Origin of the sequence: Vagococcus zengguangii (assembly GCF_005145005.1) — a bacterium.
GTDB lineage: Bacteria > Bacillota > Bacilli > Lactobacillales > Vagococcaceae > Vagococcus_A > Vagococcus_A zengguangii.
This window is the reverse complement of sequence record NZ_CP039712.1, coordinates 1,682,790-1,708,596: the sequence shown is the minus strand read 5'-3', so window position 1 is coordinate 1,708,596 and position 25,807 is coordinate 1,682,790. Positions and strand designations below refer to the sequence as shown.

Annotated in this window: 18 protein-coding genes and 2 pseudogenes; 17 read left to right on the top strand and 3 right to left on the bottom strand. The window is 32.5% G+C overall.

The features are described from left to right. Window positions 1-41: 41 nt before the first annotated feature. The 5 genes from FA707_RS08055 (at window position 42) to FA707_RS08035 (ending at window position 3,403) form a co-directional block, all read left to right on the top strand. Window positions 42-482: an ASCH domain-containing protein gene (locus FA707_RS08055; protein WP_136953744.1), complete on the top strand. Its 441-nt coding sequence runs from the start codon at window positions 42-44 to the stop codon at window positions 480-482. Window positions 483-507: 25 nt separating this feature from the next. Further along, complete coding sequence (locus FA707_RS08050) at window positions 508-1,245, top strand: NADPH-dependent oxidoreductase (RefSeq protein ID WP_136953743.1); 738 nt, start codon at window positions 508-510, stop codon at window positions 1,243-1,245. Window positions 1,246-1,519: 274 nt separating this feature from the next. Then, window positions 1,520-1,942 carry an HD domain-containing protein gene (locus tag FA707_RS08045; RefSeq protein ID WP_136953742.1) on the top strand — a complete coding sequence of 141 codons (423 nt, stop codon included), beginning with the start codon at window positions 1,520-1,522 and terminating at the stop codon, window positions 1,940-1,942. Then, window positions 1,939-2,283 (top strand): metallophosphoesterase, encoded by a 345-nt coding sequence (locus FA707_RS08040; protein ID WP_136953741.1) that lies wholly within the window; start codon window positions 1,939-1,941, stop codon window positions 2,281-2,283. Before FA707_RS08045 ends, FA707_RS08040 begins: the two co-directional genes overlap by 4 nt. Window positions 2,284-2,353: 70 nt before the next feature. Further along, window positions 2,354-3,403 carry an IS30 family transposase gene (locus FA707_RS08035; protein ID WP_136954183.1) on the top strand — a complete coding sequence of 350 codons (1,050 nt, stop codon included), beginning with the start codon at window positions 2,354-2,356 and terminating at the stop codon, window positions 3,401-3,403. Window positions 3,404-3,651: 248 nt separating this feature from the next. On the opposite strand, the pseudogene FA707_RS08030 reads toward FA707_RS08035, so the two are convergent. After that, window positions 3,652-4,176, bottom strand: a pseudogene (locus FA707_RS08030) (DNA cytosine methyltransferase); the annotation flags it as partial. A 256-nt stretch (window positions 4,177-4,432) separates the two neighbouring features. Between FA707_RS08030 and FA707_RS08025 the strand changes: the two are divergent. From FA707_RS08025 to FA707_RS08000, 6 genes are all read left to right on the top strand, one after another. Beyond that, window positions 4,433-6,685: an ATP-binding cassette domain-containing protein gene (locus tag FA707_RS08025; protein ID WP_136953739.1), complete on the top strand. Its 2,253-nt coding sequence runs from the start codon at window positions 4,433-4,435 to the stop codon at window positions 6,683-6,685. Window positions 6,686-6,975: 290 nt separating this feature from the next. Next, window positions 6,976-7,860: an AraC family transcriptional regulator gene (locus tag FA707_RS08020; protein ID WP_136953738.1), complete on the top strand. Its 885-nt coding sequence runs from the start codon at window positions 6,976-6,978 to the stop codon at window positions 7,858-7,860. Then, on the top strand, window positions 7,857-8,564 hold the full coding sequence (locus tag FA707_RS08015) for a response regulator transcription factor (protein WP_136953737.1): 708 nt from the start codon (window positions 7,857-7,859) through the stop codon (window positions 8,562-8,564). The genes FA707_RS08020 and FA707_RS08015 overlap by 4 nt, the downstream gene beginning before the upstream one ends. 196 nt (window positions 8,565-8,760) lie before the next feature. After that, window positions 8,761-9,534 carry a sensor histidine kinase gene (locus FA707_RS08010; RefSeq protein ID WP_168177381.1) on the top strand — a complete coding sequence of 258 codons (774 nt, stop codon included), beginning with the start codon at window positions 8,761-8,763 and terminating at the stop codon, window positions 9,532-9,534. A gap of 98 nt (window positions 9,535-9,632) precedes the next feature. Next, complete coding sequence (locus tag FA707_RS08005) at window positions 9,633-10,394, top strand: ABC transporter ATP-binding protein (protein WP_136953735.1); 762 nt, start codon at window positions 9,633-9,635, stop codon at window positions 10,392-10,394. Then, window positions 10,394-12,403: an FtsX-like permease family protein gene (locus FA707_RS08000; RefSeq protein ID WP_136953734.1), complete on the top strand. Its 2,010-nt coding sequence runs from the start codon at window positions 10,394-10,396 to the stop codon at window positions 12,401-12,403. Before FA707_RS08005 ends, FA707_RS08000 begins: the two co-directional genes overlap by 1 nt. An 84-nt stretch (window positions 12,404-12,487) precedes the next feature. On the opposite strand, the pseudogene FA707_RS07995 reads toward FA707_RS08000, so the two are convergent. Then, window positions 12,488-14,175: pseudogene (locus FA707_RS07995) on the bottom strand (IS1182 family transposase). 223 nt (window positions 14,176-14,398) lie between these two features. Between FA707_RS07995 and FA707_RS07990 the strand changes: the two are divergent. Then, window positions 14,399-14,986, top strand: coding sequence for a recombinase family protein (locus tag FA707_RS07990; RefSeq protein WP_136953733.1), 588 nt, complete (start codon window positions 14,399-14,401; stop codon window positions 14,984-14,986). Window positions 14,987-15,956: 970 nt separating this feature from the next. Here the strand turns inward: FA707_RS07990 and FA707_RS07985 are convergent. Then, a complete protein-coding gene (locus tag FA707_RS07985) occupies window positions 15,957-17,246 on the bottom strand; it encodes a DNA cytosine methyltransferase (RefSeq protein WP_136953732.1) in 1,290 nt (429 codons plus the stop codon). 134 nt (window positions 17,247-17,380) lie between these two features. Here FA707_RS07985 and FA707_RS07980 point away from each other — a divergent pair, with 134 nt between their 5' ends. The 5 genes from FA707_RS07980 to FA707_RS07960 all read left to right on the top strand — a co-directional run bounded on the left by FA707_RS07980 (window position 17,381) and on the right by FA707_RS07960 (window position 25,568). Beyond that, complete coding sequence (locus FA707_RS07980; protein WP_136953731.1) at window positions 17,381-18,835, top strand: Sau3AI family type II restriction endonuclease; 1,455 nt, start codon at window positions 17,381-17,383, stop codon at window positions 18,833-18,835. Window positions 18,836-18,920: 85 nt separating this feature from the next. Next, window positions 18,921-21,530, top strand: coding sequence for a sigma factor-like helix-turn-helix DNA-binding protein (locus FA707_RS07975; protein WP_168177380.1), 2,610 nt, complete (start codon window positions 18,921-18,923; stop codon window positions 21,528-21,530). A 2-nt stretch (window positions 21,531-21,532) separates the two neighbouring features. Then, entirely contained in the window at window positions 21,533-22,747 is a 1,215-nt protein-coding gene (locus FA707_RS07970; RefSeq protein ID WP_136953729.1) for a hypothetical protein, read from the top strand. 3 nt (window positions 22,748-22,750) lie between these two features. After that, window positions 22,751-24,616 (top strand): DEAD/DEAH box helicase, encoded by a 1,866-nt coding sequence (locus FA707_RS07965; RefSeq protein ID WP_246032316.1) that lies wholly within the window; start codon window positions 22,751-22,753, stop codon window positions 24,614-24,616. A gap of 121 nt (window positions 24,617-24,737) precedes the next feature. Further along, on the top strand, window positions 24,738-25,568 hold the full coding sequence (locus FA707_RS07960; protein WP_136953728.1) for a hypothetical protein: 831 nt from the start codon (window positions 24,738-24,740) through the stop codon (window positions 25,566-25,568). Window positions 25,569-25,807: the final 239 nt, after the last annotated feature.

The following is a 25,807-nucleotide window of genomic DNA, read 5'->3' as shown; positions in this document are numbered from 1 at the left end:
GTATGATGAGTGTAGAGGTTTTTTATAAGGAGGGTTGTTAGATGAATCAAGCTGAAAGAACGTTTTGGAATAAGTTTATTGAAGCAACGGGTAATCAGCAGGCAGTATTGGGTGAATCATGGCGTTTTGGCAATTCAGAAGAGACGGCGGATGAATTAGGGGAATTAGTGTTACAAGGTATCAAAACAGCAACGAGCAGTGCGTTGGATGCTTATCAAAAAGCGAATGAGCCTATCCCAACAGTCAAAGAAAATACGTATGATATATTATTGGATGGCAGAGGAAAACCCATCGCGATTTTGAAAATTACCAACGTTAGTGTGATAACCTTCAACCAAATCACACCAGAATTTGCGTATAAAGAAGGCGAAGGTGACCGCTCATTAGCCTACTGGCGAGAAGTACATCAGGATTTTTGGGGAGCAGATTATGAGGAAGAGATGGGCGTTGTCTGCGAAGAGTTTCAAGTCGTTTGGAAATAATAAAAAATGAAGGAAGTGTCCGCAAGTGAATGAAGTGATTAAAAAAATGAAAGAACATGTCTCAGTGAGAGAGTTTGAGACAACGCCTCTTTCAGAAGAGATGAAACAAGCCTTAATAGAAGCGGCTCAGAGTGGTTCGTCTTCGAATTTTGTCCAAGCCTTTTCGATTATTGAAATAACTGATCCACAAAAACGAGAAGCCTTGGCCAACATTACCAACAGTGCCGAATATGTCAAAAATACAGGCACATTTTATGTGTTTGTCGCGGATTTATACCGTCATGCAACCATTTTAGAAACACATCAGAAATCATTAGATGGCATTAGAAATATGGAAAGTTTGTTAGTAGCCGTCGTCGATACGACCATTGCAGCTGAGGATATGTCAGTGGCTGCTGAATCAATGGACTTGGGGATTTGTTATATTGGTGGGATTCGTAATGATATGAAACAAGTGGCGGAAATTTTAGATTTACCACCATTTACTGTGCCGCTATTTGGTTTGACAGTTGGTATCCCTAAAGCTAAAAATCAAGTCAAACCACGATTACCAATTGCTAATCAAGTCTCAGAAAATACGTATGACCGTGAGAAATTAACGGACTTAACAGCTTATGAAGAAATCACCCACCAATATTATGGTGGTCGCGCAACCAATGCGCAAGAAACATCATGGTCGTTTAAAAATGCGAACTTCTTTGGAGAAGTAAGACGAGCAGAAGTGGCAGAGTTTTTGAAGGAGCAAGGGTTTACCTTTAATTAAATTGTGAAAAATGCTGGGTTTAGGTTATGTGAGAATTATTTTATTAACAAAATTATACGAATTACGAATTTAGAATGAAAAAATATATCAATAAGGAGTTAGTACCATGAAAGAGCTGAATCTACAACCAATCAATCTCATGGTCTAACCGATAGCTTATGATATCTGGTTTGAACCACAAAACTATCTGTTAAAAATGTTTTAGAAACAGAGAATCGCTTACATTTACTCGCTAAGAAAGATACGGTGTTAAGTCGTGCGTTAACGTTGACTTTTGAAGCTCAATGGTCAAGTAGATCTTGCGGGAGAGAACTATCTTCGTCATTTAATCACAGTGGGGAACATCGTAAAAGAACAGCAACATGAGGAGGCGGTTATTGCGGTCGCGTATCTGCATGATATTCTTGAAGATACAAAAGTTGATGAATCTCAGCTTATAATTAAGTTTTCTCAAGAAATTGTCGAGGCTGTCAAAGTATTGACCAAACCCAAATATGAATCTTATCAAGATTATTTAGCACGAGTGAAAACTAATGAATGGGCTCGAATAGTGAAACTCGCAGAGCTTAGTCATAATAGTGAACTCTCTCGAATAAAAAATAGAAAAATCATGCAACGGGATAGACAGCGTTTTGAGAAGTATCGATCCGCGATGTTTTACTTAGAAAAAGTTGAAGGAGAGGACAAGGGAGTATGAAATACTTTATCGCTGATTTACATTTATATCATGAGAATGTCATTCGATTTTGTGAGAGACCGTTTGCTAATGTCGAAGAAATGAATGACACTTTAATTCATAACTGGAATCAAGTAGTAACTCCAAAGGATGATGTCTATATTTTAGGCGATTTCATTGTAAGGGGCTCGGGTGAGGAAGCGAATAAAATATTACAACAATTAAATGGCAAAAAATATTTAATCAAGGGCAATCATGAACACTATTTGAAAGACCCAGAGTTTGATGCTAGCTTATTTGAATCAATAAAAGATTATTCTGAAATGGCTAGTTGTAGAATCAAGTTAGCCACCCTAAGATAAATAAAAAACACCATGGTAAAAAATCATGTATCATTGAAGTACTCACTCAACAATGAAAGGAATTTTTACCATGGCTCAAATTAAGAGTAACACAAAAAAATCAACCTATAAACACCTTTCCTTCAAGGAAAGACAACTTATTGAATCCTGGCATAAGAATGGTAAATCAAATAGAGAAATTGGTAAACGGTTAGGTCGTCATCACCAAACGATTGCTAACGAGCTTAAACGTGGTACCACAACTCAAATTAAAGAAAATAGAAAAGTTAGACAACTCTATTTTGCTGATACAGGACAAGCCGTTTATATAAAAAACAGGAAGCGTTGTGGAGCTAAATCCAAATTAATAAGTGCCTTTGACTTTATTAATTATGCTTGTAAACAAATCATTGAATTTAATTGGTCACCAGATGCGATTGTTGGGTTTGTTAAATCCTTAGAGGATTTTGACAAACCTACAGTCTCCACTAAAACACTTTATAACTACATAGATAGTGGCATTCTACCAATAAGAAACCACCATCTTAAAATGAAGCTTAGGTTATCACCGAAGAAAAAGAAAAGCCATCAACATAAAAAAGAGCTAGGAAAATCAATTGATCTACGGCCAGCTTCGATTGATAGTAGACAATCTTTTGGTCATTGGGAAATAGATAGTGTTCTTGGAGCCAAAACAAAAGATGACAATGCTTTACTCACTCTCGTTGAAAGAAAAACACGCTACATGGTGACCGCTATTTTAGATGACCATACTGAAGAGTCTGTTTGCTATGCGTTAAAACAACTAGAAAAGCAGTTTGGTCATTTGTTTTCTCATGTGTTTAAATCAATCACCGCTGATAACGGAAGTGAATTTAGCTCATTACAAGACACCTTAAACCATGCGACTGATATTTACTTTGCTCATCCGTATTCCTCATGGGAACGTGGAACAAATGAACGGCATAATGGATTACTTAGGAGATTTGTTCCGAAAGGAACACCGATATATAAGTATTCAAAACAATTTATTCAGCAAGCTACTGATAGTATCAATTTTTTACCACGTAAGTTGTTAAACTATCGACAACCAGTCATACTATTTTTAGAAGAATTGGAAAAAATTAAAACCAAAACCTGATAGTAAAAGAGGTTTTGGTTAAAATAACATTGATATTTAGATTTTTTTACCTAAGTGGCTAACTTAATATTGCAATTTAGATTATTTTAATTTTTTAGAGATAGGCACAACAATTGATGAATTACTTAATGGAACTTTTGAAGATTCTAGAACATATAGAGGAAGAAATAAAAAAATATAACATAAGTCCTCCATTAGTACTGTAAAAAAATAAGCACTCTGAATTCAGAGTACTTATGATTGGATTGTTACAATATGATATCTATTTTTTGTAATTCATCACCAATTCTTTTTACAATCTCAGTAACTAATGCATTTCCCATAAAGAACATTCTCATACGATCAGAAACTTCTACTATTTCACCAGTAGGAGTTTTTTTGTATTTAGTCCAATCATCAGGGAAATCTTGTAGTCTGTCAGCTTCAATTGGTGTCAGAAGACGATAACGTCCATTAATTTTTAACAAGTGGGTTGAACGATTGACAGAGCCTTCAGAGGTTAACATAGTACGACCAGGTAATTCTAAATCATCATAGGGAGACATGCCACCTTCTGAGAATGTATAGGTGAATCCTTCAGCAGAAGTACGTTCGATTTTTTTAGGTCCTCGTAAGTATTCAAATTTTTTAATTTTTTGAGGATCTGTTAAATAATATTTTTCCTCTACTTCGTTTTCAGACTGGATAATTTGTCCTAGTTTGATGGGTTCTTCATCACCAGTAGGTTCAGTATCAATAGTAAAATAGCAATCGTGGCGTATGATACCAGTGCTACATAATTAATTGAGATAGGTGGTCCAACACGTGAATTTTTTTGGAATAAGTTTAAAATAGTGCTAATGTCAATTGGGCATGTTCTTATTTTTTGTATATACAATTTCCTGAAACTCAAAGCGCTACGATTATGAAATCGATTCAAATATTGCTTTGAAAACTATTTTTTAACAAATTTTGTCCTGAAAGTGCATGGTCAGTGTCTAAGTTAACTGCTATACTCAACTTATCAATAACAAAGATGAGGAGAAACTAATGTCAGTTCAGGATAAGATTATCATTAAAGGATTGAAACAAAATAACTTAAAAAATATCTCGCTTGAAATTCCAAAACGTAAGATTGTCGTATTTACCGGAGTATCAGGCTCAGGCAAATCAAGTATTGTCTTTGAAACAATTGCGGCGGAGTGTCAGCGCCAGATGAATGAAACCTATTCAGCGTTTGTTCGTGGTCGCTTGCCTAAGTATGAAAAACCACATGTTGAGCAAATTGAGAATTTATCGGCGTCAGTTATTATTGATCAGACGCGCTTAGGTGGCAATGCGCGTTCGACGGTCGGGACGATTAGTGATATGTATTCAGCTTTGCGTTTGCTTTATTCACGTATTGGAGAACCATACGTTGGAACAGCTTCTTATTTTTCATTCAACGATCCAAATGGTATGTGTCCAGAATGTTTTGGACTAGGAAAAGTTATGAAGGTAGATGTCTTGCCGATGATTGATGCCGATAAGAGTTGGAATGAAGGTATGGTGTCGTTGCCAGCTTTTTCAGTGGGGAAATGGTACTGGAAAGTTTATACCGGTAGTGGATTGTTCGATCTTGATAAGAAGTGGCACGACTACAGTGAACGTGAGCGTCATTTATTGCTTTACGGGTCGGAAGTACCAGGTGGTAAGCAAGTAGCGAAGAAGGTTGAAGGCGTGCAAAACATGATGAGTCGTTTGCTTTTGAAACGTGATAGTTCGGAGATGGGTGAGGCGTCAATGAAACGACTAACAAGTTTAATCCATGAGGAAAGTTGTAAGGCGTGTCAAGGCAAGCGATTGAATCCACAGGCGTTGGGGTCTAAGGTGGCTGGTTATGGTATTGATGAGTTATGCGAAATGGAATTTACTGAATTACGAAATGTCCTTGCGACCATTGATGATTCACGTAGTCAATCGATCGTTGATAATCTGGCTACGTCATTGACACGAATGATTGAGATTGGCTTACCTTATTTGTCGCTGAATCGAGAGTCGTCATCATTATCAGGTGGTGAGGCGCAACGTTTGAAGCTAGTACGCTATATGGGCAGTTCGTTAACAGATATGATTTACATTTTTGATGAACCGAGTACAGGAATGCATCCACGTGATGTCCACCGCATGACATCATTATTGCGTAGTTTGCGTGATAAGGGGAACACGGTACTTGTGGTGGAACATGACCAGGATGTCATTGCGCTTGCCGATGAAGTGATTGATGTCGGTCCGCTTGCGGGGCGTAATGGAGGGGAGATTTTGTATCAAGGTAGCTATGAGACTTTGCTTGAAACAGATACTTTAACCGGTAAAGCAATGAAAGCCAAGATGCCACTTAAATCTCATCCGCGTGTACCGCATGCATTTTTACCAGTTCGTGGTGCAACGCTTCATAATTTAAAAAATGTTTCGGTCGATATCCCGCTAAATATTTTGACGGTGGTCACAGGCGTAGCTGGTTCGGGAAAAAGTTCGCTAATTCGCGATGTGTTTGCTAAACAATACGAGGAGCGTGTCATCATGGTTGATCAGTCGCCAATTAATGCGCGCGGTCGTTCGATGCCGATCACGTTTTTAGGTGTATTCGATGCGATTCGTAAATGTTTAGCTGATGAAAATAACGTTTCGGCTTCTTTGTTTTCATTTAATAGTAAAGGTGCCTGTCCAACGTGTAAGGGGAAAGGAGTTATTGTCACGGAGCTGGTCTTCATGGATCCAGTCATTACGGTTTGTGAAGACTGTGAAGGCTGTCGTTTTAACGCGGAATCCTTAGCACATACTTTTCAAGGAAAAAATATTGTCGAAATTCTAGAATTAACAGCAGAAGAAGGCGTGGCCTTTTTTGCTGAGAAACCTAAGATTCGCAAGTGGTTAGAAGCGATGGTGGAAGTTGGTTTGTCCTACTTGTCATTAGGTCAGCCATTATCGACATTGTCTGGCGGGGAACGTCAACGAATGAAGTTGGCTAAATACTTACATCTAGGTGTAGGAAATATTTATGTACTCGATGAACCAACAACGGGACTACACGCATCGGATGTGTTGGCGATTATGGACTTGTTGAATAAATTTGTTGACCGTGGTAATTCCGTGATTGTGATTGAACATAATATGGACGTGATAAAAAACGCTGACTATCTCATTGATATCGGTCCAGACGGTGGAACAGCCGGTGGTCAAGTGGTTTTCTGTGGTAGGCCTCATGAGATGGTCGAACAATCACAAAGCATTACAGCAGATTATTTGAGAAAATCGTTGTAGACAGCTGTGATTTAGTAAGCAACATGATATTGATATATACTTTTTAGAATCTGGAATACCTTATTAACGTTTTAATGGACTAACAAAACTCCCTTGTCGTTTGACTGGGGAGTTTTTTAGTTCGGGAAGTTTTCATTCTGTTTTACACAAAGAAGTTGTTTAATGAAATTTTGTAAGGTTACATATTGATACTAAATAAATTGAATATGCTAAAATAATCTTTAAAAAGTCGGGTATTACTGGTTTAATAGAGCTATAGTTATTGTTTATGAAAGAAAGAGGTGAAAGACTTGGAATTTATTGAATCAATTAGTAAGACGTTACATTTTATTGAAGAGCATATACAGGATGATTTAACGATAGAAAAAATCGCGAAACATGTTTATCTCACGCCAATGTCTTTACAAAAAGGTTTTTCGATGCTGTGTGGTTATACTTTAAACGAATATATTCGAAAACGTAAATTTACCTTGGCAGGGTTTGATGTAATGAATAGTAATGAAAAAATTATTGATATTGCACTTAAATATGGCTACGAGTCACCGGATAATTTTACACGTGCTTTTAAGAGATTTCATGGTTCATCTCCAATTTCAGTCCGCACTGGTGAAGCAACCATTCAAGAATTTGCTCCTTTAAAGGTTAATTTGGAGTTAAAAGGTGGTTATTTAATGGAATATCGTATTGAAGAAAAACCAGCATTCAAAGTCGCTGGTATTTGTCAAACCATCGCCTATGAAGCAGCGTACAAAGAAGTACCACTGTTTTGGCAACTGCTTATGTCTAAACATCAAACAGTTGATTTTTGTCCTAAATATGGAGTGAATGCTGATTTGGAGATGACAGGAATTGACTTTGATTATATGATTGCCGATGATTTGAATGGAAATATGTTACCTTTCTCAGAGGCAAAGATTCAAGAAATTCCCGCGCACACTTGGGCTGTATTTCCTTGTCGTGGGCGAGCAGATCAACAGTTAGCTGACATTAATCAAAAAATTTATCAAGAATGGCTACCTAATACATCCAACTATGAAATTGCGGCTGGTTATACTATTGAAAGGTATGATGATCCCACTGGTTATCCTCAAGGAACGCTAGATAACAATTATTATAGTGAGATTTGGTTACCAGTCAGAATTAAACAGTATCAGAATGGAGTGGCAAATAGATGATACACAATATCTTAATTGTCGAAGACGATGCAACAATTTCCCGTTTGCTAAAGCAACATTTGGGACAATGGGGTTATCAAGTTACTGAAATAGAGGACTTTTCTCAAGTTGCTGAAGAAGCACGAAATATCCAACCTGACTTGATTATTATGGATATCATGTTGCCTTATCAAAACGGATTTTATTGGACACAACAAATAAGACAGTTTTCAAAGGTTCCGATTTTATTTCTCTCATCAGCTGATGACTCGATGAGTATTGTAACAGCGCTTAATAACGGGGGCGATGATTTCGTCGCTAAACCTCTTGATTTAGCTGTTTTTACGGCAAAGGTTCAGGCTTTATTACGCCGTTCCTATGAATTTCAAGCTAACAAAGTTATGACTACTTACTACACTTATGGGAACTTAAGGTATGTTCCAAATGAAAGTCAAATAATGTTAGAAAATCAGCAAACCATTCATCTAACGCCAACCGAAAATAAATTGTTAATGATTTTATTCCGGCATCTTGGGGAAGTAGTACCTAAAGAACATATTTTGGAATATTTATGGCGTGATGATTGTTATATTGATCAAAATACATTGGCCGTAAATATGAATCGTCTCCGAAAAAAAATAGTGGAAACGCCATTGAAAGATAAAATTGCAACGGTAAAAGCAAAAGGTTACTTGCTTGAGAAGGAAGGACATGCCAGTGAATAAAAAAATGATAGTGCGGATTATTTGGCAGCAACTTAAAAGGTTATGGTGTATTTATGTTATCCTGATATTGAGCTGCTTTTTTGGTTTATGGTTAAGCGAAGCCACTGTGGAGGTCTGGCAAACCCTAGCCTATGTCCTAATTTTACCTCTAATTAGTATTTCCCTTTATATAGGGTGGCAAACTTATCGAAAGATAATGCGTTATCAGTCTTTTTGGGGTAACGTAACATCTGAGCAGCGGGATTATATAACTTCGATAGAAACATTGAGTCATACGATTATTACACAGCAACAGCAGCACATCCGTGATGTTGAACAAGAAGCACATAGGTTAATTGCAGAATGGGAAGATTATTATAGTGTTTGGAGTCATCAAATTAAGACGCCACTAGCATCGTTACAATTACAAGCGGATACTGACAATCTCTCAAAGGCTAGTGTTAAAAATGAAGTTAACAAAATTGAACATTATGTTAAAATGATGATTTATTATCTGAAAGCCAACCATCTTTCAAACGACATTGCTTTAACGAATATTGAGGTCGATAAAATTATCAAGTCACTATTACGTGAACATGCACATTTCTTCATTCAAAACGACTTAACCGTTAACCTTGACGTGCGAAAATTGCAGGTACTATCTGATGAAAAGTGGTTACGATTTATCCTAGAGCAGCTTTTAATTAATGCGGTAAAATATACTTTGCAAGGTGCTATTACTATACGTTCATCTCAGTTTCAACAACTTGAAATCATTGATACCGGCATTGGAATTTTACCGGAAGATTTACCACGTGTATTTGAAAAAGGTTATACAGGTTACAACGGTAGAACGCAACATAAGGCAACTGGACTAGGTCTATATATGGTAAAAAAACTAGCAGATGAATTAAATATTAAGTTAATAATAGAATCAACTGTTGGAAAAGGGACATCTGTTCGCTTGATATTTCCAAAAAATCATGTTTGAGTTGGAGGTAACCTTACAATTTTGTTAGGTTGCCTCTTTATTTTGTTAGTAGCCTTTTAGTCAGATGGAAGCTAAACTGAATTAGAAGGAGTGATTAGATGACATTATTAGATGTTCAACATGTTAAAAAAATTTATGCCACCAAAGCAACTAGTCTTGAGGTACAGGCGTTAAAAGACATTAGTTTTTCAATTGAAAGTGGCGAGTTCGTTACAATTATGGGGGAATCAGGCTCAGGTAAAACTAGCTTACTTAATATTTTAGCTACATTAGATAAACCAACTACTGGGGATGTTTTATTAGAAGGCCAGTCTCTAATGACAATTGAAGAAGAAGAGAGCGCCGTATTTAGACGACAACATTTAGGTTTTGTTTTTCAAGACTTTAATTTGTTAGATAATTTCAATGTGAAGGATAATATATTATTACCACTTGTTTTAAATAATCGTTCACTTGCAGAGTTGGAGAGTGCTTTGAATCAAGTAAGTGATAGGATGGCTATTGAAGAGTGGTTAGATAAGTATCCCTATGAATTGTCTGGAGGACAACAACAACGAGTGGCCATCGCCCGAGCATTAATTAATCAACCTAAGTTATTATTAGCTGACGAGCCAACTGGAGCGTTAGATTCTAATACATCACGTGAAATATTAACGTTATTTGAAGATTTGAACCAACAACGGCAAACGATATTAATGGTCACACATAGTCCATTAGCCGCTAGCCATTCTAATCGCGTGATTTTTATAAAAGATGGCAAATTATTCCATCAACTATACCGAGGTACGTTATCAACTGATGATTTTTTAATTAAAATTAATCAAACACTCTCTTTATTACAAACTAATGGAGGTAAGTGATGATTTATTTGAAATTAGCTATTAATTCCTTAAAAAAGAATTTAGCCGTAGTCTTACCATTCCTTTGTTCCATGATTTTTTTGATTAGTCTGAATACAGTCTTATATTTGTTACTCGTTAATCCGGGAATGGATAAAATGCCCGGGGCGAGTGATGTTAGAATGATTTTTTCATTTGGTCGTAATATCTTATTGATTTTTTCATTAATTTTTGCTTATTATACCCATAGTTTTTTGATTAAAGAACGTCAAAAAGAATTTGGACTGTATAATTTATTAGGCCTTTCGATAAAACAACTACGTTATGTTTTGATGTTTGAAAAACTAATACTAGCGTTTGCTAGTCTCATTGGTGGTTTGTTTATGGGGATTTATTTATCTAATCTGATGTTTTTAGTTTTGAAGAAGATGATGGGTGTAGGACAAGATTTTTTCTTTCATGTGGAAGGATCGGTTATTTTAAAAATTAGCCTATTAGTGGCATTATTGTTTGTAATGCTATTGATGATTGACAGTTTGAAGCTTCGTAAAATTTCACCGATTGATTTATTTAGTCAAGCGAAACAAAATCAATCTTCACCAAAAAGGCATCAATTGTTAGGGGTAATCGGTATTTTACTATTAGGTATAGCTTATTACTTATCTGTTACGATTCAGTCACCTCTACAAGCGTTCTTTATGTTTTTTATTGCCGTTTTATTAGTGGTGATAGCGACTTATTTACTTTTTACCTCAACTTCAGTGTGGCTACTTAATCAATTAAAACAAAAACGAGAGCTTTATTATCAACCGGAAATGTTCATTATGATTTCGACCATGATCAAGCGGTTATGGCAAAATGCGATGGGTCTAGCTAATATTTCATTATTAAGTACAATGGTTTTAGTAACGGTTGTGACGACGGCTAGTCTTTATTTCGGTATTGATTCCATGATTCGTAATCGAAGTCCGGAAGATATTAGTTTAGAATTGCCTACTGTCTCATCAGAAGATTTTGATAAGTTGCATCAACTAGCCAATAATCATGACATAACTATAGACTCGATTAAGAGTTATAGATCGACAAAAAGGTTACTGGTAACCATTAATGAAAAAGGGGTACAACCAGTTCATGCGAATGGACTAGGGGTATATGATCAATCAAACGCGTGGCAGTTAACCTTAATGACAGCCACTGACTACCAAAAAATAGCTAAAGAAAAAATTGATTTAAAAACTAATCAAGTAGCTATTTTAAGTGATAATCAGATTTTTAATAGGGCGGAATTTAAAGTAGGACAGCAACACTATGAAGTTTTAACATTAGCATCAAAGGAATTGCCGAGTACTAGTGGTGGTGCGTTAATTAATATAAATGATAGTGTTTTTGACAATGTTGTGATGGTGTTATCATCTGAGAAGCAAGTAACTAATTCTTACAAGGAATTACTTCCGTCAGATAGTGATGAAAGTGATAGGCAGTTATCCCAACCAATCATGCGAGAGTATATTGGTTTTAATTTTGAAGGGAAAGAAGATCAACGTTTAATGTTTGCACAAGGGGTGAAGACATTTTTTGATGGGAGGTCTTTATCGTTTAGCTCGTACGATTTCAATAAAAAAGAGGCACTAAGTTTTACAGGAGGGTTCTTATTTATTGGCTTAATTTTTGGTATATTATTTTGTTTAGCCACAGCTTTAATTATTTACTATAAGCAAATTACTGAAGGTCGTCAAGATAGACGACAATTTGACGTGTTGCAAAAAATTGGGATGGGTGAGAGTGAAGTGAAAGCGACGATTAATCAGCAGATGTTAGGGATTTTCTTTTTTCCAATTGGACTGGCTATTCTTCATCTAAGTTTTGCAATGCCAATGATTAATAAGTTGTTGCGTCTATTTTCTCTTAAAGATGTAGGGTTGACCATTAAAGTAGCAGTAGTAACATGCGTGGTTTTCTTAGCAATCTACTATGTTATTTTTAAATTGACTTCAAGGAAATATTATCAAATTGTAAGACGGGGGAAATAATGCATGAATAGACTATTTATTTTTAAATAAATAATAGGCACTATGACTCGAGTTGTTCTCTCCTAATTTAAATTATATGAATTTTCAAATTAAATTAGAATAAAAAATTATGTAAGAAGCTGTGACAAAAGTTAGTGTTATTAGTCTAAAATAAAAAATCCGAAATGGACGAAAAGTGTTATTTTTCGTTTGTTTCGGATTTTTTCTATTTTCTACGTCTTTTTGCGTCTCCAAAGACGCTAATTTCATCATATTTAGTGCCAAGGAAACAATTCCGGTTTCCTTGAGAACTTTTCCAAGTCCTCTCACAGAGAAACGAGTGAAACCTAAAGAAGCCTTCATCCGTCCGAAAACTGGTTCAACATCTATCTTACGTTTAGCGTATATTTTTCCAGTTTCTTTGGTTGAAAGCAAATCTCGTTGCTTCGCTTTATAATATTCCCATGAAGGATTAATCATTATTTTTCTTGTGTAGCCCTTAGCTGTTAACGCATCAGGTATTTCTTCACGATTTTCATCATATTTTTCTGCTATATATTCCTTGAAATCACGCGTAAAACCGTCTTTGTCTGTGCGTTTTCTATACGTATTAAAATTAAAACGGACTCCTTTCGGGTCAATATAATAATCCTCTTTTTCTTCGTAAATCCAATTCATTACTTTTCTATCATCTGACTGCCATTTTTTACTATTTTCTTTTAACATTGTCCCGTACGGGATTAATGATGTATGTTGAGATAATTTATCTTCTAAATATTGATAGTTACTTTCTGAACCATAACCTGCATCTGCCACTATATGCATGCCCTCTTTTTCTGAAAGATTCATTTTTTCTAAGAAAGGAATTAGCGTTTTAGTATCTGTTGGATTTTGGTAAACATCATACCCTACGATAAATTGCTTACTCGTAGCAATTTGCAAATTATAGGCAGGTTTAAGCTGACCATTTTTCATGTAGTCTTCTTTTACTCTCATGAAAGTGGCATCGTGATCAGTTTTTGAATAGCTATTTCGTTTTCCAAATGTCTTAAATTGTTTTTGATGTTCTACCATTTTAGCTCGACGTGCAGCTAATTTTCTTTTAGTTGATTTTAAAGAACGACGTTCTTGTTTTGCAGGGTTAGGTGACAGTTTTGGTTCTGCTTCGATTTGTTTTTCTAATTCTTCTAATCTTAATTCTAAACGAGTCAGAACTTCATCGACCATATCTAAAGACAGATTAGATCCCTCTGGTATATGAGACGACGAATAAGCCTCTTTTAATTCATTCATTAAAGAGACAGTTGCTTCTCGATTCATCGCATCGAAACGAATAGTATTTTTTTCCAAACAAAACTAAATTTATTGGCATCTGCTAAAATTTTAGTCCCATCAATAAAAATGGCATCATCAATCATATTTTGTTGACGTAAATAAGCGGTTAGATTATCCAATCCTTGATTAATAAGACCTTCTAATTCATTAGATATTCTAAAGCGCGCAATAGTTCGATAAGAAGGCATCATTTCTTGTGTTAACCAGCGAGCCGGTAGGCTCTCTTCAGCCAATTGAGCAATTTTACGACTACTAAAAACACTTCGAGTGTACGCAAATAAGACCAGTTTCAACATAGCAGCTAAATCATATTGACGTGGTCTTCCGAATAAATAGGGTTCATTGATTTGTAGTGCTTCAACCAACTCGTTAATAAACCAAGCGGTATTATTTTTTTCTGGAATATATGAAGTTGTGATATCCAAACTTAACTGATTCATGTTATAATTATTATACATTTTTGGGGTCCTTTCTAGGATTCTTTGAAGCATGGGTGCAACCGTGCTTCTTTTTTTATTTTATTATACCAAAATCCCTGATAAATTTGGATTCATTGCCAAATTTATCAGGGATTTTTTAGAGACTTATGTCACAGCCTCTTTTTGGCATACATTGATATAATTGAATTATTAAAAGGACAAGTAAGTTGGGCATTGTAATTTTTATATTAGGAGGAATATTATGGCGAAAATTGGATATGCGAGAGTTAGTAGTAAAGATCAGCAGTTAGATAGACAAATCAGTGCGTTAGAGGACGTTTCTAAGCTCTTTTCAGATAAATTAAGTGGACAATCCATCGAACGACCGCAATTAAAAGCGATGTTAGACTACATTCGTGAAGGTGATATAGTGGTTGTAACGGAATTGGACCGATTAGGAAGAAATAATGAGGATTTAACTAATATCATGAATCAAATTCAGCAAAAAGGCGCAACGCTTGAAGTTTTAAATTTACCGACTCTATCAGGAATAGAAGATGATAATTTAAGACGATTGATTAATAATTTGATGATTGAAATTTATAAGTATCAGGCGGAATCCGAGCGACAAAAAATTAAGGAACGACAACGTGAAGGAATTGAAATTGCAAAGGCAAAAGGAAAGTATAAAGGTGGTCAACGTAAATTTAAGGATGATGATCCGCGATTGCAGCTGGGGTTTGAGTTGTATTTGAGTGGTTGTACAGATAAAGAAGTGGAAGAGAAGACAGGGATAAATAGAAGGACGTTTAGGAGATATCGGGAGAGAATGGGGGTTAATAAAATATAGTGATAATTAAAGCTATTGTCACTACATTTTATTAACTATTTTTTTATTTGATTATAGTCATTTTGACGTATGATTATAAATTTTAGACATCTAATAAAATATGAGCATATACTTATAAGAAATAAAAACATTAATAATAAATATATTAATATATTTATGTTATGGATATCACCATTAGTAATCTTAAGTATTATAGATATTAATTTAGGTTTAGTAATAATAGAATTTTCAATGGTATATATTAAGACGTATGCTTGTAAAAAAAATATTAAAATGCTAAATATTAATGCGATACTTCTAAACACGTTAACTTTGATTTTTAATCTGTTATTATTTTTTATTAACTTATTTTCTAACAGAAAAGCCATTCTTATAGTAAATATTGAAAGAAAATTGAGATTTTTATTGTTAGGTTCTAAATTATTTTTTTTTCTTTTGAAGAAGTAATATATTCCATATAAGATACTGTATGTGTTTAAAAGAGAAAAAATAAATAATAAGATAGACTTATTTTTTATTATTGAAAGTAAACATAAAGCAATGTATATAAATCCAAGAACATAGTATTTTTTATAAGTGATAGAATTTAGAACGATTGTTGTATCACGACTCATATTACCTATATTCCCCCACATACTAATAAACCATTTTTTTATTTTGTACATATTATTTTTCCTTTTATTATTTTTTAGTTATATATATTATATCAGAAAATAAACGAACGATAAGCGAATTTAAAGATTGTTGTTGAGGGGGTGAATTTTATTAGAGTAATAACTAGTAATATAAGAAGCAGTCTATCTTATTATTTATTATGGGATTTTTATGGTGAAGTATATAACAATGTAGATTTTGATGACTACCCGTTCCTTAAAATTGAATCGAATGGTGAAAAAAATAAAATCCATACCTCAACATGAAGAATGTTAGACATGGATTATTGATTATTATACATAATTACTTTATTTAATTAGCTATTTTCAATTATATTCAATTCATCACCAATTCTTTTTACAATCTCAGTAACTAATGCATTTCCCATAAAGAACATTCTCATACGATCAGAAACTTCTACTATTTCATTGGTAGGAGTTTTTTTGTATTTAGTCCAATTATCAGGAAAATCTTGCAGTCTTTCAGCTTCAATTGGTGTTAGAAGACGATAACGTCCATTAATTTTTAATAAGTGAGTTGACCGATTGACAGAGCCTTCAGAGGTTAACATCGTGCGTCCAGGTAATTCTAAATCATCATAAGGCGACATGCCACCTTCTGAGAATGTATAGGTGAATCCTTCAGCAGAAGTACGTTCGATTTTTTTAGGTCCTCGTAAGTATTCAAATTTTTCAATTTTTTGAGGGTCTGTTAAATAATGTTTTTCATCTACTTCGTTTTCAGACTGAATAATTTTTCCTAGTGTGATTGGTTTTTCATCACCAGTAGGTTCAGTATCAATAGTAAAATAGCGACCATGACGCATGATACCTGTATTCCATACTTGACCAGTAAAGGAATCAGAAACTTCTACAATATCTTCTGATAGTTCGTAAGAAGCTTGTCTGTTTTTAACTGGAAGTTGTTTGATTGGAAATTGTCTAGCAAATAAGCCTTCTTGGAAAATATAGTCATCATAAGCATGTTCATCAAACAAAGTATCCATTAAATCAGTTTCATATTTTTCATCCATTTGTTTTGCAAAGTTAGTATCGTTTCGATAAACAAAGAAAAATACGCGACGTCTACGTTGGCTACGACCGTAATCAGCCGCATTGATAACTCGCCATTCTACTGAATAGTCTAGTTGGTTAAAAGCAGCTAACATAACCGCAAAGTCACGACCACGTTGTTTTGAAGGTGATTTTAATAAACGGTCAACGTTTTCTAGTATTAAGTATTTAGGTTTAATTTGACTAATGGCACGAATAATTTGCCAAAAAAGAACGCCTTTTTTACCTTCAATACCCATTTCATGTTTTTTACTGCGAGCGACTGAATAATCTTGACATGGAAAACCACCAACAATGATATCGGCATCCATTTGTTTAAATTCTTCATCAGTTATTTCTTCAATATTTTTATTTATATTTTGGCTATTAGGAAAGCGATAATTATATACCTCAAAAGCATCTTGTGATTTTCTTGAAGGCTCCCATTGGTTCGCCCATTTAGTTTGGTATAATTCTGGATTTGAATTTTCTAACCCGATACGAAAACCACCTACACCTGCGAATAGCTCTAAAATTTTAAATTCTTTTGTCATTAAGCGAACACCCTTTCGATTTCTAATAGTATTATACACTAAATCATAAAAAAGATCAAGATCAAAGTAATAGAAATGATATAATAATATACAAGAATTAATCAAGAAATCATTTAAAAGAAGGGTGTGTTAGTTTGAAAAAATTACCTTATGATGAAAGTAATCCACTATCAATCGAAAACTATTCTAAAAAATTAATCGGCAAAAGTTTTTCTGATGTGTTAGAAGACGAAATAGTTAATCAAGAAGAATTATTAGAATTAAAGAAATACTATAACAATCCTCGTTCAAAAGGGGGATTAGGTAATTTAATTGAAAAATATTTTTTCTATTATGAGCCTAATAGTAATCCTGAACCTGACTTTCCAAAAGCAGGGGTAGAGTTAAAAGTAACCCCTTATGAAGCGTTAAAAAATAATAAGTTTAAGGCGGGGGAACGTTTGGTTATCGGCATGATACCTAATAATGAGCCTGTTGAAGCAGATTTTAATAATTCTCATGTCTTAGATAAGCTAAAATTAGTGCTATTGGTTTTATATTTAAGAGAGAAAGGCATCGAAAGATTAAACTTTAAAATTAATTATTCCAAATTATTTTCTATCTTAGGGGAAGAGTGTAAAAACGATTTAGAAATAATTAAATCTGATTATAAAATAATCACTGATAAAATCATGGAAGGTAAAGCTCATGAGTTATCAGAGTCAGATACGATGTATTTGGGAGCTTGTACCAAAGGGGCGACTGCTAGTTCAAGTTTGAAGCCACAATACTATAATGCAGAAATTCCAGCAAAAAGACGTGCTTTTTCATTAAAGCAAGGATATATGACTTATATTTTAAATAAGTATATTTTTGAAGATGTGGACACCTATGAACCGTTGACGAATCATGATTTAGATAAAGAATCTTTTGAAAAAATGGTTATCGGTAAATTTAGTAAGTATCAAGGTTGGGGAGAATCTCAACTTAGAAGTGAATTTCAGTTAGAAAGTAGTAATAGTTTAAATTTATTTAGTAGGTTATCTTTCTCTATTTTAGGTGTGAAATCTAATAATGTAGAAGAATTTATCAAATCAGATACGATTGTCAAAACTATTAGAGTGGAAGCCAATGGAAAAATCAGAGAGAGTATGTCGTTTCCTGCAATTAAATTTAAAGAGTTTGCTAAAGAAGAGTGGGAAGAGTCTGAAATATATCAATACTTTAGTGAGAAAAGATTCTTATTCGTTGTGTATCGACATGACGGTACAGAATACAAATTAGATAAAGCAATGTTTTGGAATATGCCTATGACCGACTTAGAAGATATAGGAAAAGAAGAATGGTTAGCTAACCAAAAAGTAGTCAAAGAAGGGGTAGAGCTTATACCAAAAGGGAATAGAGTTCTAAATAATTTACCAAAAGCAAAAGATACTAAAATTTTCCATTTACGTCCACATGCTAGCAAATCTGTATATGAAATAAATGGACAAGTTTTTGGTAATGGTACTCTTCATAGGGATTCAGATGAATTACCAAATGGAGATAGAATGGTGAAACAATGTTTTTGGTTAAATAATAAGTATCTTGAAAGAATTATTAACAGTTAAAGTATAATTTCGATACAAAATTATATTAGTTGGTAAGGAAAATATGGGCTATGTTATACTTATAAAAAAAGAAAGGGGATTCTTCATGGATTTTTTTAACATTCCGCAAGCAGAAAATGCTCTCAAAGCAGTTTATAAATTTGGGATAGATACTAATGAAAAATTAATGGATTTGACTTTGGATGATCTTATGAATATAAAAGGATTGGGGAAGAAAAAAATAGAAGCTATTCTAAAAATCCAACAATGTCAAATTAAATCTGACTTATTTAATGATTTTAAAAATGACAAAGGAAAATGTTATTATACTACTAATGTAGAAGTTTTTTTTAGTAAAAATAATATAAATGAAGACAACATACTATCAATAAAATTGGATGAACTTGAAAAAAATAATAAAATGAATAATAAGCTGATAAATAGTTTTAATGGATTAAAAAGAAAAAGTTTAATTAAAAAAGTAAATTATACAAGTTCTTCTCCAATAAAAAAAGAAGAAGTAGTAAGCAAACTAAAAGATAATTTCTTAAATCCAATAAGAAATTATCTTTTAGAAGAAGAATATGTGAATCTGTCTAGATATATAAAAGAAGAACTAGATTTACTTGATTTTACAGATGTTGACGTTGACATGTATTCTGAGTTAATTATGGATTCTCTTGAAATAGAGAAAGTGCTTCAAGATAAAATCCCAGATATTTCTTTAAAAATACTATCTAGATATTTAAAAAAACAGCATCGAGAGGTTTCTTTTTTTCAATTATCAAAAGGAATTGACAAGTTGAATTTAATTGAGAAAGATAATTTAATGCCATTAATTAATGATTTAGTTAATAGTGGTTTTGTGATATTCACTTCTCAGGGGGTTAAATACCAAAATCCTTATATTCGAGAATATATTGATGTATTGGGGTACAAAGCAGATATTCTAGATAAGAGGTTAAAAGGAAAAACATTGGAGGAAATAGGGGAAGATTATCAAGTTACTCGAGAAAGGATACGTCAAAAAGAGAGAAATTTAAAAAAAATTATTCCATATAAAGAAATTTTTGAATGGAAATATTCCGAATTTTTTGAAAAATATGAATTATCACCTGAAGTTTTTTGTAAGGTTTTTGATATAGGAAACTATGAATACAATTTTTTAAAGATGTTTTCAAATATCGATAAACGTGCTAAGAAACATACTGCAGAAGAATTATTAGACAGTGGACTGCTTTCAAGAAAAGAAAAAGAATCGTTGTTAGAATTTTTGAATGAAGGCTATTTAATAATTGAGAACAAGAAAATCAAGAAAAATAGAGTTGGTATAATTAATTATTGTATTGAGTTGTTTGCAAAGGAAGAAATTTCCTTTAATGATTTTTACAATTTAGTAAATGATTTTACGAAGCAGTATCATTTAGATATTGATTTTGGTAATGAAAGGGCAATGGAAGGAATTATTTCTAGAGCGTCTAGTTTACTTTGGAAATACGGTAAAAAATTAAGATACTATCCTATAGATGAAGATAAAGTGATTGAAGCTATTAAAGGTATTTCATTTAGTAATTATTATAATTCAGAAATATCTGCAAAAAAACTATTAGATGATTATCCAGTCCTAATGCAAGAAATTGATATTAATGATGAATACGAGTTACATAATCTTTTGAAAAAATATGAAAGCATTTTATCTGAAGAAGTTATATTGAAAAGAATGCCTTTATTAGAAGTAGGGTCAGCAAGTCGAGAAGAACAGTTGCTAGATTTACTAATAGAAATGAGCCCAGTATCAAAAGAAGATTTTGCATTAGAATACTCACGAAAGTATGGCGTTAGTATTCAAACCGTAAAAGCTAATTATTTAAAATTATTAGTTGAATATGAACAGCAGGATATTTATAATGCGGATACTCCAATCATAGAGAAGGAGGTTTTGAAGAATTTAAAAGGAATTCTTACAGAACAATTCTATTTTAAAAAAGATATTTATTTAAGGTATGAGAAAAGATTTGGTAAAGCTAAATTCCCTGATTATATTTTCAATGAGTTAGGATATAAACCATTTTCAGAATTCATTTTATCTAATGAATATAATAGAGCAGATTATTATTTTGAAGAAAATTACTTCAGTAAAGATTTGTTTGAAATCGATGATGTTAGATTGTTATCAACGGGTTCATTTAGAAATCTAATATCCGAAAAAGTACGTAATTTAGATATTTTCGAATATGATTGTTACAAATATATAAGCATGGATAAAATAACTTCTCATACAGGAATAACTAAAAAACAGATATTAGAAATAGTTTCAGACATTACTGAACAAATGAATGATAAATATTTTTCATACTTGATGATTGAACATATTGTGGAGAACAGTAAACTAAATAATCTGGGTTTTGATGCAATTTTTTATGAATCAATTTTGAAAGGAGTAGAAGGATTAAGGTATCAAAACATGGGAACAACAACAATTTTCAGGAAAACCAAGGATAAATTTTACAGTTATACTTTTTTAGAAGAAATAGTTTCTAAGTTCAAATCAATTGATATTTTTGATTTAATTGATTACCTTGAAGATTACTATGGAATTGTTTGGTCTAAAGAAAAAATAATATCGATAATAGAGCAAACAAGTCTTTATTATCATCCTGTAATGGAAATGATATACCAAGATTTAGATGAATTTTATGAAATGATGGAGGATTAAATATGCTACTAACAGAAGGAATTAAGCAGGGATATGTTATCCCAACAGAATATACAAGAAAGCTTACAATTGATGGTCATACAGAGTCATATCAAGTTTATAAAATAAGATTAGATCAACTTTTTTATAATGATCAGAATGATAGAATTGCTACTTGGATTAGCAAATACAAAGCAGAAAATCACGTAGAAGATATGGATACAGCCGATAAATCGTATAATGACTTAATTGAAAATTTTATCTATGAGAGTAATCCCAAGGCAATTGATAAAACAAAAAGTAATATTGAATTAGTTGGACAGCGTGAAGCTGGAGTAGTGCTAAATGATGGTAGAATTATTGATGGGAATCGTCGTTATACTTGTTTGCGACAATTACATGAAAAGAATTCCACAATTAATCATTTTGAGGCAGTAATTTTAGAGCGAGACATCCAAGAAAATAAAAAGGAAATTAAATTGTTAGAGTTATCTATCCAACATGGAGAGGAAGGTAAGGTAGATTACAATCCAATTGATCGATTGGTTGGCTTATATAATGATGTAATAAAGAATGAATTTATTACATTTGATGAATATCAAAAGACAGTAAATGAATCAGCTGCTTCACTTAATAAGAAAATTGAGCAAGCAAAATTAATGGTGGAATTCTTAGAATTTATTAACGCACCTGAACAATTTTATATAGCTCGAGATTTAGAATTAGATGGTCCGTTAGCAGAGGTTCCTAGTTTATTAAAACGTGTAAAAACTGAAGATGAAAAAGAAAATTTGAAGCTAATCATTTTTAGCAACTTAGCAATGAAACCACAGGGAGATATCACACGATTTGTAAGGAAAATTAAAAATGTGGTAGATTCTAATCATTTTGAGGAATTTATTGAAGAACAACTAGAGTATGCAGAATCGACACTTGAAAAATTAGAAGATTTACCAGAAATAACTACTAAGGAAATTAATACGCATCTCCGATCAGATGAAGAACTAAAAAATCAAATGAAGGCATCTGTAGAAAAGTTTGAAATTAAAACTAAAAAAGATAGTACTAGAACAAAACCGATACAAGATTTGCAACGTTGCCAACTATTATTGTCATCTATCGATTACCATACACTAAGTGTGTTAAATGATAGTGAAAAAGAGCTATTTTTAGATCAACTGAAGAAATGTGAAGTTGAAATACAAAAAGTTAAAAATAACTTTGAAATGGGTGAATAATTATTGGGTTTATTTATTGATAATAACAATCAATTAATATTAGAATTCGAATGTATCGAAGAACGTATAGCTTTTACTAAATCGATACCGTATAAAATGAGAATTAAACGTTTTGTATCTCATGACTTGGAAAGTTGTCTTTTTTTTAAAGAAGATATATCTATCCATGAGATAAAAAGAGTAGAAGGAGAGCTACGTAATAAATTTCCCGATATTGATATTGATAATTCTGTATTTGATTATATTAATAATCGTCAATTTTATATAGAAAACAGATATCGCCTTGGAAATGATATAAAAAAACAAGTAGTTGAAGTAGAGAGTTCTTTCAATACATTTTGCCATACAATTGACGCTATAATGCTTAGGAAATTAAAGATAGAACAAAAGTGGCATGCATTCTATCAACTAAATATGAAAAACACATCCAATTTTTCAGTTCCAGGGTCAGGTAAGACAGCTACTGTTCTAGGAACGTATGCCTATTTAAAAGCTAATAACCTTGCTAATAAAATTGTAATGATAGGCCCTAAAAATGCATTTGGGTCATGGATAGATGAATTTACTATTTGTTTACCTACCGAGACGAAAAGATTTTACTTAAATATTCATTCAAAAGAAACTAATTCAGTAGAAAAAAGAAAGTTTTCGTTAAAATTTGATAGTGGAAATAAAGAGCTTATTTTAGTTAATTATGAATCTGTTAACTCATTGAAAAATGAGTTGTTAGAAATAATAGATAATCAAACTTTGTTAGTTTTTGATGAGGTTCATAAGATTAAAAATCCAGAAGGACAGCGTGCTGATGCATCTAAAGAAATTAGTAAGAATGCGGGTAGAATTATTGCCTTAACTGGGACACCTATTCCTAATTCATATGTTGATATATATAATCTGTTAAATATGTTGTATCCAGAAGACTATAAAGATTTCTTTGGTTTTACTAAAAATGAACTAAAAAAAGTTGATATTGACACTATGGATGAAATCAATGAAAAGATTAAACCATTTTTTTGTAGGATGAATAAGGATGATTTAGGTGTACCAAAGGCCGAAGAGGATGAATTATTAAAAGTTCACGCTACAGAGGCTGAAAACCAACTATTTAAAATTATTAAACAATCTTATCAAAATAATCTGTTTGGATTATTAGTTAGAGTAATGCAGTTAGAAAGTAATCCAAAAAAGCTACTTGAAAAAATTGATTACAGTGATTTAAGAGGAATAATTGATGATGAATCTTACGAATCAGCTGATGTAGAGGTAGTGGATTACTCTGAAGATGTAAATGTCCTAATAGAACAAATTAAGGAACCAGTAAAAGTTAAGAAGACAATTGAACTGACTGAGAGATTAGTTAGAGAAAATAAACCTGTAATTATTTGGTGTACGTTTGTGTCTTCCATAAAAACGTTAGAAAATAGATTATCTAAAAAAGGAATAAAAGTTAAGTGTATATATGGAGAAGTTGAATTAGATGAACGTTTGAAACTAATTGATGATTTTAAAAATCGTCAATTTGAAGTGCTAATAACTAACCCACATACGTTAGCTGAGTCAGTCTCTTTACATATGGTCTGTCATGATGCTATCTATTTTGAATATAGTTTTAACTTAGTTCATTTATTGCAATCTAAAGATAGAATTCATCGCTTAGGTCTTAAATCTAATCAATACACACAATACTACTTTTTACAACAATATTATGAATACGGTGGAAAAGAAGTTAGCATAGGTAATAAGATTTATCAACGTTTAAAAGAAAAAGAAGTTGTTATGATAGAAGCAATTAATAATGATGTTTTAGAGTCTGTAACGTCCTATGAGGAAGATTTAGAATTAATATTTGGAGAAGTTTTATTAATTTGACAAATCATATACAATAAAAATATTTTAGAATTAGTGAAATAAGTACTTATAAAACCTAAATTAATATTTAAAGGTTATTAAAAAAAATTAATTTGATTAAAATAGAAAAGGAGAGATAAATATGCCAATGCGTGCATTTAGAAGCGAGGGAATAATGATATTTAATCCAGAAATAACACCGAATAAAATTGAGGAATTACAAAAAGAAGTACAAAAAGAATTATATGCTGAGACTTTGTCTTTAAAAATAATAGACAATCAAACTTTGAATGATAAATTTTCAATTGTTAATTATTCAGAATTGCTCAATGAACGCGGTTTATATTGGTTAACTGAGGGAATGTATAATGGAGAGACAAAAATTAGTGATATTTTTAGAAAGTATGGAGCACGTGCTTTTTATATAGGTACTCAGACAGAATATTACTCAGGAGGAGAGAGTACTTATGAAGAACCTGAGCTAAATTATATAGTAGGAGCAGATGAATTTGAGAAAAATGATTTAGAATTGATTAGTAAATTTACGGAGAAAATGGAATATGATATTTTAAAAAGGATATTTGGTGAATCACTTTTTGAAAAGACCGAATTTACATATTATGTTATATTAAACGAAAAAGTGACAGATAGTAATAAACATTTATTACAAGAAGAAGTTATGAAATATTTTAGTTCGTATAAGTATTATGATTATAATAAGGAGATATCTATCGATAATCATGACGAATATGCCAATGTTCTAATTCTTACAGTAAAATTATGGTTGGATATAGAAAAATTTCAAGGGTTTGACTTTATGGATGAATATTTATTGGAAGAGACAATGAATGATGATTTTCCTAACGACCTGACGAACGAAACTTCTATAGTATTAGGATTTATTCAATTTTATAGCCATTATAAGAAAGAGGCAGACGATGAATTATCAAGTGATGAACGTGTTATGAAATAGAGCTTGTGACAAAAGTTAGTGTTATTAGTTTAAAATGGAAAATCCGAAACGGATAAAAAGTGATATTCTCCCTATAAAGTAGACACGGAAAAAACAAAATTCCCAATCTACTTTATAGTTTTTTTTATGGTTGTGATTTGTCAAAGTAAGTTAAAATGCTTATTACGTGGCTCAAAAATATTTCGATAGGTGTTTAGTTTGAAAAAGCAGAAAAAATCCCTACCAAAAATTTTGGTAGG